This is a genomic window from Psychrobacter sp. T6-1, assembly GCF_052258445.1.
This window is the reverse complement of the sequence record NZ_JBQQFC010000089.1, coordinates 1-9252: the sequence shown is the minus strand read 5'-3', so window position 1 is coordinate 9252 and position 9252 is coordinate 1. Positions and strand designations below refer to the sequence as shown.

13 protein-coding genes are annotated in these 9252 nt (G+C 44.3%); 8 read left to right on the top strand and 5 right to left on the bottom strand.

Translation table 11 applies throughout. The annotated features are described in order from the left end of the window. Positions 1 to 1493 (top strand): M48 family metalloprotease (locus tag ACTXGO_RS06830; protein ID WP_443573798.1); only part of this gene is annotated, 1493 nt, incomplete at its 5' end. Positions 1494 to 1599: 106 nt separating this feature from the next. Here ACTXGO_RS06830 and ACTXGO_RS06825 read toward each other — a convergent pair. Together ACTXGO_RS06825 and rpsU are read right to left on the bottom strand one after the other, a co-directional pair. Further along, on the bottom strand, positions 1600 to 2049 hold the full coding sequence (locus ACTXGO_RS06825) for a GatB/YqeY domain-containing protein (RefSeq protein ID WP_435950138.1): 450 nt from the start codon (positions 2047 to 2049) through the stop codon (positions 1600 to 1602). A gap of 147 nt (positions 2050 to 2196) precedes the next feature. Then, entirely contained in the window at positions 2197 to 2412 is a 216-nt protein-coding gene (gene rpsU / locus ACTXGO_RS06820) for a 30S ribosomal protein S21 (RefSeq protein ID WP_025651930.1), read from the bottom strand. Positions 2413 to 2782: 370 nt separating this feature from the next. Here rpsU and ACTXGO_RS06815 point away from each other — a divergent pair, with 370 nt between their 5' ends. From ACTXGO_RS06815 to ACTXGO_RS06790, 6 genes are all read left to right on the top strand, one after another. Then, the gene (locus ACTXGO_RS06815) at positions 2783 to 3310 is read left to right on the top strand and encodes a c-type cytochrome (RefSeq protein WP_435950139.1); all 528 of its coding nucleotides are present in this window, start codon (positions 2783 to 2785) and stop codon (positions 3308 to 3310) included. A 53-nt stretch (positions 3311 to 3363) separates the two neighbouring features. After that, positions 3364 to 3885 (top strand): c-type cytochrome, encoded by a 522-nt coding sequence (locus tag ACTXGO_RS06810; RefSeq protein WP_435950140.1) that lies wholly within the window; start codon positions 3364 to 3366, stop codon positions 3883 to 3885. Positions 3886 to 4015: 130 nt separating this feature from the next. Further along, on the top strand, positions 4016 to 5074 hold the full coding sequence (tsaD, locus tag ACTXGO_RS06805; RefSeq protein WP_443541124.1) for a tRNA (adenosine(37)-N6)-threonylcarbamoyltransferase complex transferase subunit TsaD: 1059 nt from the start codon (positions 4016 to 4018) through the stop codon (positions 5072 to 5074). Between the two features lie 51 nt (positions 5075 to 5125). Beyond that, positions 5126 to 5497 carry a CrcB family protein gene (locus ACTXGO_RS06800; RefSeq protein WP_443541123.1) on the top strand — a complete coding sequence of 124 codons (372 nt, stop codon included), beginning with the start codon at positions 5126 to 5128 and terminating at the stop codon, positions 5495 to 5497. A 78-nt stretch (positions 5498 to 5575) separates the two neighbouring features. Continuing rightward, positions 5576 to 5878, top strand: a complete 303-nt coding sequence (locus ACTXGO_RS06795) for a type II toxin-antitoxin system RelE/ParE family toxin (protein ID WP_443573796.1) — start codon at positions 5576 to 5578, stop codon at positions 5876 to 5878. Then, positions 5879 to 6160: an addiction module antidote protein gene (locus tag ACTXGO_RS06790; RefSeq protein WP_317199524.1), complete on the top strand. Its 282-nt coding sequence runs from the start codon at positions 5879 to 5881 to the stop codon at positions 6158 to 6160. A gap of 148 nt (positions 6161 to 6308) precedes the next feature. Here ACTXGO_RS06790 and ACTXGO_RS06785 read toward each other — a convergent pair whose 3' ends face one another. Next, positions 6309 to 6878 carry a hypothetical protein gene (locus tag ACTXGO_RS06785; RefSeq protein WP_443541121.1) on the bottom strand — a complete coding sequence of 190 codons (570 nt, stop codon included), beginning with the start codon at positions 6876 to 6878 and terminating at the stop codon, positions 6309 to 6311. Between the two features lie 103 nt (positions 6879 to 6981). Between ACTXGO_RS06785 and ACTXGO_RS06780 the strand changes: the two genes are divergently transcribed. After that, complete coding sequence (locus ACTXGO_RS06780) at positions 6982 to 7461, top strand: REP-associated tyrosine transposase (protein WP_443541324.1); 480 nt, start codon at positions 6982 to 6984, stop codon at positions 7459 to 7461. 92 nt (positions 7462 to 7553) lie between these two features. Here the strand turns inward: ACTXGO_RS06780 and ACTXGO_RS06775 are convergent, their stop codons facing one another. Both ACTXGO_RS06775 and ACTXGO_RS06770 read right to left on the bottom strand, forming a co-directional pair. Next, positions 7554 to 8447, bottom strand: a complete 894-nt coding sequence (locus ACTXGO_RS06775) for a LysR family transcriptional regulator (RefSeq protein WP_443541120.1) — start codon at positions 8445 to 8447, stop codon at positions 7554 to 7556. Between the two features lie 344 nt (positions 8448 to 8791). Next, positions 8792 to 9252: ABC transporter permease subunit (locus ACTXGO_RS06770; protein ID WP_443573794.1), on the bottom strand; the 461-nt coding region annotated here is incomplete at its 5' end.

The window sequence follows — 9252 nt, the reverse complement described above, 5'->3', positions numbered from 1 at the left end:
CGCCTGCGTCGGCGGCTAGCTATGTCAAAAACTCATGGCAAGTCATGGAGCCTGAGACATTAGAGCTGCCAAGTTTGCGCGGTTCAGGCTTGAGCTTTGATGAGCAGTATCAAAACAAAATGCTTGGGGCATGGTCACTGCAAAATATCAATGGCCGGGTTAAAATGGAGCATGATCCTTGGATTCAACAGACTGTCAAGGACATGACATGGCGCATTAATGCTCAAGCGCGTCAGCAAGCGCCTATGGGGTTAGTACTCATAGATAATCCAAGTATCAATGCTTTTGCAGCGCCAGGCGGCGTTATCGGTATCAATACAGGTACGATACTTGCCGCAAGTAGCATGGATGAGCTGGCAAGCGTCGTCGCTCATGAGGTGGCGCATATCAGTCAGCGTCATTATGAGAGCGGTGCAGATGAGCGTAAAAAAGCACTGCTGATGCAAATCGGCGGGATGCTCGCTGCTATCGCGGCTTCTGCGGTTGATGGTAATGCAGCGGCGGCAGTGATGGCGGGTAGTCAGACGGCATCGATGAATAGTAGCATGGCCTTTAGTCGTAGCAATGAGCGTGAGGCAGATCGCGTCGGTATGCAAATCATGACGCAAGCGGGCTATGACCCAAGAGCGATGCCTAGATTTTTTGCGACTATGAATCAAAGAAGCCAGCTTAATCAAACTGCCAATCAATTTATGCCAAGTTTTGTACGCTCGCATCCGCTTAGCAATGAGCGTTTGAGCGAAGCACAGACGCGGGCCCAGCGTTACTCGTCCTTGAGCTTAAGTGAGCAGCAGCGTCATCAAGCGCTATTTGATCTATTGCACTGGCGCGTACAGGTCACGGGCAAACATGTCTCTGAAACTGCTCTTAAGACCGCTGCTAATAATAGCCTTGGGGCTAAAGTTGCGCTGATGTACTGGTACGGCGATCAGCAGCGTTATGCTAATGCCAAAGATATCATGAATGAGCTACAGACTCTGCCAATCGCCCAGCGCCAGATGCTTGAGCCTTTATTGTCAATTACTTATAGCCAAATACTCAGTGATCAAGGCAAGTGGCAGCAGGCTGCGCAATTATTACAAAGCCAGCAGCGCCTGTACCCTGAGCGTCGTGATTTGCGGCTGTATTTAGCTGAGGCTTTGACCAATAGTAATCAGCCCGCGCAAGCACAAGCTTTAGTAAAGTCGCTCACGCAGCAAGACCCAAGCGATCGTTATGCATGGCAAAGTATGCAGCTGGCTAATGAAAAACTGGCCAAAACGACGGATTCAAAGGCATTGGCTGATATTGCTACGATTAATGCACTACGCTACCGCAGTCAAACCCAATTGTGGAGTGGGCGCTATGATAGTGCTTTGACCTCGTTAAACCAAGCTCAGCAGCTAACTAAGAAACTACAAAGCACCGCACAAGCTCGAAGCGCGCCGCCTTTGCTTGCAAATATCAATGCTGAGATCAAAGACGTCAAAACCGCCAAAGACTTTGAGCCTTAAGCGGTTTTTAGATAGTTTATATAAGTCGGCTTATATCAAATAGGCCATAAACCGTCTAGTTTAAATGGCTTTTGTAGACGCTTTATTTTTTAGACGACTAGTAGGGTTAGCCTTGTAGCGCTTCTTTAACCAATTTTGATATTACCGCAGGATCAGCGCGTCCTGCGGTTTTGGCTTTGAGTGCGCCCATCACGCTACCCATATCACGCATAGAGGTCGCGCCTTGTGCTGCAACCTCGCTATTGACCAAGGCGGCAAGCTCGCTATCATCCATCTGCGTCGGCATAAAACCATTGATGATATCAATCTCAAACTGCTCTTTGTTCGCAAGATCCTCACGATTATTCTCAGTAAAGATAGCGAGCGATTCTTGGCGCTGCTTGAGCTGTTTTTGTAGTACCTCTAAAACGTCAGCGTCACTCAGCTGGGTTTGACGGTCAATCTCGATTTGTTTGATAACCGCTTGTACATTACGCAGCACTTTGACGCGCTCAAGCTCACGAGCTTTCATCGAAGTTTTGATGCTATCTGATAGCACTTGTTTGAGGTCGCTCATAATTATTATTCCTTATTTTTAAAAGTTGATAGATCAATATGAATAGCAAAAATAATAGCATAAAAAACGCCACTGATATCAATCGATAGCAGTGGCGTTGGTATAGCGCTTGTAGTACTCACATTTGAGCTATGGGCTCAATAGTGTTTAGTACATACGAGTGGTGCGGATAGTTTCGCGTTGCAACTTCTTTTTATAACGCTTTACAGCAGCCGCTTTTTTGCGCTTGCGCTCTTGCGTTGGTTTTTCATAAAATTCGCGTTTGCGTACGTCTGATAGAACGCCAGCTTTTTCACAAGCACGCTTAAAACGGCGGATAGCGATATCTACGGGTTCGTTTTCTTTAACCTTAACTGCAGGCATGAAGACTCCTTATTGGGATGAGATACAAAGGCATTAGTTTGGCTGTGTATTAGTATTTAGCCGTAACATCTCAAGATTACAGGCATCAGCTCAAACTAGGATAACTTGTGCACGGTGCACAAGGGCGGTAATTATACTCAAAAATACCTACAAAGTCAAAGCTTAATCTTCTTATGTGATAGCTATACTGACTCATCTCTGAGGGTTATAACAATAAGCGCTGAAATAAAATAAGCACTATAAGCTCTAGCTAAATGTAATGACCGCGCACAAAAAGTCCATACGGTTTATACGTATTAAAAGCAGTTTATGGTATGATAATTTTATAGTATCACAACATATTCAGATTGATTTAAACAAGGATTTTGGGATGAAAAAGACAGTACTAAATGCATCATTATGGACAGCGTTGCTCATCGCTTCAGGCTTAAGTCTTAGTGCTTGTGGTGGAGGGGTAGATTCTCATGATGTTTTTGCTGTTGAACGTGTCAATGCTGCAGCAGATCAAGCTCGCGCTAATGCTCCAGAAGCTGAGGACTTTGAGTTTCCAGAGACTGCGCCTATGGTTATCGCTGAAACTGACGCTACAGAAACTACCGCAATGGATGATGCAATGGCAGCACCAGCTGATGCCGCTGCCCCTGCTGAGGACTTAGCGGTCAACGTGGGTGCTGAGCTATATAATAAGCAATGCATGGCATGTCATGCGACAGGGTTGCTCAACGCCCCTAAATATGGTGACGCAGCCGCTTGGGGACCTCGTATCGAAAAAGGTGTTGATACGCTAACATCTCATTCAGCCAACGGTTTTAATCAGATGCCAGCTCAGGCTTATAACGGCGTGACCGAAGATCAGATCCGCCAAGCGGTCGAATACATGATCGATGCAGCCAGCTAATAGGCTATAAGTAGAGGGTTGTCTTGCGCTAATTTTTGTATGTATAAGGAGCTATGATGACTAGTCAGCAAAAAGCCTCACCCAAACGTCCGCTAGTCAAAGGGATTTTGATAGCCTCTAATCTTAGCTTGTTCTTTTTATTGAGTGCTTGTAGTAGCGATGAGCCTGTTAGTGACAGTGCTACAGTTGAAACGACTACGGCTGATCCTGAGGTAGTAACAGTAGCGCCAGAAACAGAAATTGTAGCGGCAGTCGAAACTGACTCTGTAGCGCCAAAAACAGAGGTCATTCAGACAGACGCTACTGAGAATGAATCCGCTGACGTCGTTCTTGCAAGTGATGCAGGTGTCACTCTTTATGAGTCAAACTGTAAAGCCTGTCATGCCAGTGGACTCCTCAACGCGCCTAAATACGGTGACAAAGCAGGATGGGCGTTAGCACTACAAAAAGACAAGCAAACCCTATACCTGCATTCTGCAAACGGTTTTAACAAGATGCCAGCGCAAGCTGTAAACGGCGTCACAGAAGCGCAAGTCAAAGCGGCTGTAGATTATATGTTGGCAGCTGTAAGCTAATATCCGCTATTGAAATTTGCTAAGCTAACCGTCATTGTGGGTTCACAGTGACGGTTTTTTATGGCTGCTGTTTTGGACTAAGTGATAATACAATCGGCAGCACCGTAAAAGCCATGACAAAGGATAAAGTATGAAAGTATTGGGACTTGAGACCTCTTGTGATGAGACCGGTCTGGCTATTTTTGATAGTGAGCAAATCAGCAGCGATAATAAAGGTCTCGTTGGGCAAGTGTTGTACTCTCAGGTAGAGCTTCATGCTCTCTACGGCGGGGTGGTACCTGAGCTTGCCAGTCGTGATCATATTCGTAAACTCGTCCCACTACTTAACGAATTGCTTGCGCAGTGCGATATCGAAAAAAGCGATATCGATGCGATCGCCTACACCAAAGGTCCAGGTCTGATCGGCGCGCTGATGACGGGCGCGTTATTTGGGCGCAGTTTGGCTTATGGCTTGGATATTCCTGCGATTGGGGTGCATCATATGGAGGGGCATTTGCTGGCACCACTTATGGGCGCAAATCCACCCGCATTTCCTTTTGTATCCTTGCTCGTCTCTGGTGGTCATACGCTCCTGATCGCCGCACATGGTATTGGGGAGTATGAGATACTCGGTGAGTCGATAGATGATGCAGCGGGTGAGTGCTTTGATAAAGCTGCCAAGATGTTGGGTTTGCCATATCCTGGCGGTCCCAATGTCGCCAAACTAGCAGAGAGTGGTGATCCAAGCGCTTACGATTTACCGCGCCCTATGCTCCATCGCGGCTTGGACTTTTCGTTTAGTGGTATGAAAACCGCGGTGCATAATTTGATTAAAGATACGCCGCACTCAGGAGGCTCAGGTCATAAAGATGAGAGCGACTCACAAGTGCGTGCCGATATTGCTGCGAGCTTTCAACATGCAATGGTCGATACGCTAGTGAAAAAATGCGTTAAAGCCCTCAAGCAAGTAAATATGAATAGGCTAGTTATCGCAGGCGGCGTCAGTGCTAATACTCATCTGCGCGAAACATTAGAGACTGAATTGGCAAAGATGGACGCAACTGTACATTATGCACCGCCTGCGTTATGCACGGATAATGGCGCGATGATAGCCTACGCAGGGTACGAGCGTTTGCAAGCTGGGCAGTCTGACGATCTGGCGGTGAGCTGCGTACCGCGTTGGCCGATGACAGAGCTGCCTGCACTGTAAGCGTTCTATATAGTTTTCTCATAGCCTTAAATCATAAAAAAGGATAACGCGATGCAATGGCTAGCCATAGGTGTAGGAGCAGCGATTGGTGCGTGTCTGCGAGCATGGCTGTCCCGCTTTAATATAGCGCACAGTTGGATACCACTGGGCACATTGGGCGCGAATGTCTTAGGTGGTCTGCTGATAGGCCTTGCACTCGTATGGTTTGAGCGGATGGGCAGTGGTCTGTCGGATAATGTCCGCGTGTTTGTGATCACTGGCTTTTTGGGCGGACTGACGACCTTTAGTACCTTTAGTGCTGAGGTTTTTGGCTTTATTCATGATGGGCGTTTGCTGGCGGGTTTAGCCCTGATAGGGTTACATGTTGGGCTGACTTTATTGGCTACTGCTGCTGGGTTTTATTTTTTTAAAATGGTTTTGTGAACTACGATTGATATTAGTTGATATATCAAAATAGATATAAATCTTGTTTACCTGTATCTTATAGGATACAATAATTCTATGTACTCAATATATACCACTGAAGTTTTTGACAAATGGTTTAATAAACTAAAAGACCAACAGGTAAAAAGACGCATACAGGCTCGAATTGATCGAGTTGAAGATGGAAACTTTGGAGATTCTGAACCTATCGGTGAAGGTGTTTCTGAACTACATTTCTTCTTTGGTTCTGGCTATCGAGTCTATTATTGCACGCAGGGGCAAAGAGTCGTTATTTTACTAGCAAGTGGAGACAAATCGACTCAAAGTAAAGATATAAAAATTGCCCTTCAATTGGCAAAAGAGTTAGAGAAGGAGTTATAAATGACTATTAAACTTCGAAAATGGGATAGTGCTGAGCATCTTAAAACTGATGAGGACATGCAAGCTTATCTACAAGCTTGTATTGAAGAATCTAACAACGATGCCGCATTTATAGCAAAAGCTCTAGGTAATATCGCTAGAGCCAAGGGAATGTCACAGTTATCAAAAGATACAGGATTAGGTCGAGAGAGTCTCTATAAAGCACTCTCTGGTGAAGTCAATCCAAGTTTTGACACGATTATTAAGGTTGTTAAAGCTTTAAATTTACGTCTGGCAATTTAAGATATCGAGCCTTTCTTAAATTAACTTGTGTTTTTATTCTGTAGTTAATAGTTTAATTATAGCATTCTATTTTGAATAGGCTGTTTATTTATTATCAAGTCGGTTTTGGTGGTTCCAGTGGGGTATGCCTCAATTTTTAAACAGTATTTTAAAGTCTCGCACGTATTAGTGGTTTTGCTGTAATAGAATCAATATTTTCCTCTATCAGACTCCAATTTTTTATGTATTTTTCGTATTTAGTTGGCAAATTATCATCATCGACTAGAGCCAACATATAATATCCGTCAACGATTATTGCTATAAAATTATTCCCACTATCAACCACAATATATCCACCATTCATCATTTGCATCATAGACCGCGATACTTTTTTTAAATAAATGATGTTCATGGGTGTTTTAGCAATCATAAGTGGTTCAAATTTCTCAAATTCATTTTTTGAACAGTCATTATTGAGTGGTAACCAAAACAGAGAACTACCTATATAATTGAACTCATTAATTAAATCTGATAATAAGTCGAACTGATATGGATTGTCATAGTAATTGGAGAAATCCAAGAGCTGTACTTTATTTGGACAAAAATTTGTATTAAAAGTCGCTCGATTTAGGTCTACAGCTTTTACTACGCCATATAACCATGCGATTTCCTCTTTATTCAAGCAGTCATAAAAGTCTTTGATTGGGTCATTGTCTTTAATCCATGGTCTATCTAGCATATTTAGTCCCCACACTTGTAGAACCACTTAGTTTTACCATATATTTCTGATAGGAGTCTGTAGCCCGTAGTTTCGGTGGAGCTTGCGACACCCAACACGATAGATTAAGATTAACTTAACTATACCGCAATATCGCAGACACTACGTTCAAGGCGCTAGCTATTTTTTAGCCGTTAACCTCGCTGATAGATCAAGTGACTTGCTAATCAAAGAGATTGAGACACTACGCTACGCTTTCAAAGTCGTAAAACAAAAACATCCTTTTTATATCGATGCTATCGTTATTCTACCCGATCACTTGCATATGCTATGCACGATACCAAGCGATGATGCTAATTATTCTGAACGTATTAAACTGATTAAATACTATTCCTCTTATCGTATCGTCAAAACCGAGCATATTTCAAAGAGCCGTCGTAAAAAAGGCGAGCGTGGTATTTGGCAAAGACGATTTTGGGAGCATTGCATTCGTAATGAAGCAGATTATCGTATGCACATAGATTATATCCATCTGAACCCAGTCAAACACGAGTATGTTAAACGGGTTCAAGATTGGCAATATTCATCGATTCGTAGCGGATAGTTTATTACCTGTAGATTAGGTGGTTGAATAACTCTCCAATATATAAATGTTGGGTGTCGTAAACTCCACCCAACCTACGTGTTAGGGAATCATCATGGAACCGGCTTAACAATCCCTTCCAATAAACTCGCAAACCCTTGCATATAAGCTGTATCTTGGTTTGAGCTACGCGTCGCGGCATAGAGTTGACAATGCACGCCATCACCTAAAGGACGCGAGACCACCCAGCCTTTTTTCTCGTATTCTGCAACCACCCAATCGGGGAGGGCGGCAACTCCGCGCTCACTAGCGACTAGTTGAATCAACATCGCGGTTAGCTCAGTGGTGCGGATACGCTTAAAGCTCACATCGCATGGTGTCATAAAGTTGGCAATGATATCTAAGCGCTTGGCTTCAACGGGGTAAGCTATCAAGGTCTCATCGATTAAATCATTAGGCTCAATAACCTGCTGCGCTGCCAAATCGTGTGTTGGCGATAACACCAAACGACTCTCATACTCAAATAATGGCTGATAGCTGATACCGTCTATCGGTAGATTGCTCGTGGTAATCAACAAGTCAATATCACCCTCAACCAGCAAATGATGCGGCTCAGGCTCAAATCCTGTAGCAAAGTCCAGCTCGACATCGGACCATTCGCGGCGATATTGATTGAGTATCGGCATTAGCCAGTCAAAGCAGCTATGACATTCAGAGGCTAGGCGCAATCTGCCCGCTTGCCCATGAGCTAAGCGCTTGAGGTTAGATTTGGTACGGGTGACTTGCGGCAAGATACTATCAGCGAGCGCCAGTACCGTCTTGCCTGCTGGAGTAAAGCTAAGCGGGCGCGTACGACGATTGACTAAGCTGATGTCGTAGTAGTTCTCTAACTCTTTGAGCTGATGGGAGACCGCAGAAGCGGTGACGTGTAGCTCATCGGCTGCGGCGGCTAGCGAACCGTGTGCGCGCAGCGCGGTTAACGTATTAAGATGGCGAAGCTCTAACATAGCGTATCTTTATATTTAAGATGAGATGGATTCATTATAGTAAATATCACAATGAATTTCTTTCAGATTTATAGTTTTCTATTTGATATTAACGCTTGCGTAATAGCAATTGCGAGATAATAACTAAGATCAAAGACGCTGCGAGCAGTAGTGTACCGATAGCATTGACCTCAGGCTTAAGTCCTGAGAAGCGTTAAAAAATTGCACTGCAATTTTAGCTTTGCAAGGGTAATTCTTTAAATAGAATTTCCAAGAAGCTTTTGTAAGGTTTTAAAGCTAGTCTAAAAGCGCTAGCCTACAACAGCTAATATTAAACTAAGAATGGCGTATTAAAATTACTACGCTTAGCGACGACGCAATAAGAGCTGCGAGATAATGACCAATACCAATGAAGCCGCTAATAACAGTGTGCCAATGGCATTGACCTCAGGCTTAAGACCGACACGCACCATAGAATAAATACGCAGCGGCAAGATCTCATAGCTCGGACCCGTGACAAAGGTAGAGACCACCACATCATCAAGCGACAAGGTAAAGGCGAGCAACCAGCCCGCCATCACCGCCGGGAAAATCACCGGAATCAAAATGGTACGTACCATGGTGGACTCAGAAGCGCCCAAATCACGTGCCGCTTCCATCAGCCGCTCGTCCAAACTACTTAAGCGCGCAAAGACAGTGATAACGACGAAAGGTAAGCAAAAGGTGATGTGTGCCAGTAGCAAAGACACAAAGCCAAGCTGCAGACCAATTAATAAAAACAATGCTAGTAAAGATATCGCCAGCACAATCTCAGGCGACATCATCA

What these genes read in the sequence shown, in the direction of transcription:
- ACTXGO_RS06825 (WP_435950138.1), bottom strand. Translation starts at nt 2,049, where the DNA reads ATGAGCGACCTCAAACAAGTGCTATCAGATAGCATCAAAACTTCGATG.
- rpsU (WP_025651930.1), bottom strand. Translation starts at nt 2,412, where the DNA reads ATGCCTGCAGTTAAGGTTAAAGAAAACGAACCCGTAGATATCGCTATC.
- ACTXGO_RS06815 (WP_435950139.1), top strand. Translation starts at nt 2,783, where the DNA reads ATGAAAAAGACAGTACTAAATGCATCATTATGGACAGCGTTGCTCATC.
- ACTXGO_RS06810 (WP_435950140.1), top strand. Translation starts at nt 3,364, where the DNA reads ATGATGACTAGTCAGCAAAAAGCCTCACCCAAACGTCCGCTAGTCAAA.
- tsaD (WP_443541124.1), top strand. Translation starts at nt 4,016, where the DNA reads ATGAAAGTATTGGGACTTGAGACCTCTTGTGATGAGACCGGTCTGGCT.
- ACTXGO_RS06800 (WP_443541123.1), top strand. Translation starts at nt 5,126, where the DNA reads ATGCAATGGCTAGCCATAGGTGTAGGAGCAGCGATTGGTGCGTGTCTG.
- ACTXGO_RS06795 (WP_443573796.1), top strand. Translation starts at nt 5,576, where the DNA reads ATGTACTCAATATATACCACTGAAGTTTTTGACAAATGGTTTAATAAA.
- ACTXGO_RS06790 (WP_317199524.1), top strand. Translation starts at nt 5,879, where the DNA reads ATGACTATTAAACTTCGAAAATGGGATAGTGCTGAGCATCTTAAAACT.
- ACTXGO_RS06785 (WP_443541121.1), bottom strand. Translation starts at nt 6,878, where the DNA reads ATGCTAGATAGACCATGGATTAAAGACAATGACCCAATCAAAGACTTT.
- ACTXGO_RS06775 (WP_443541120.1), bottom strand. Translation starts at nt 8,447, where the DNA reads ATGTTAGAGCTTCGCCATCTTAATACGTTAACCGCGCTGCGCGCACAC.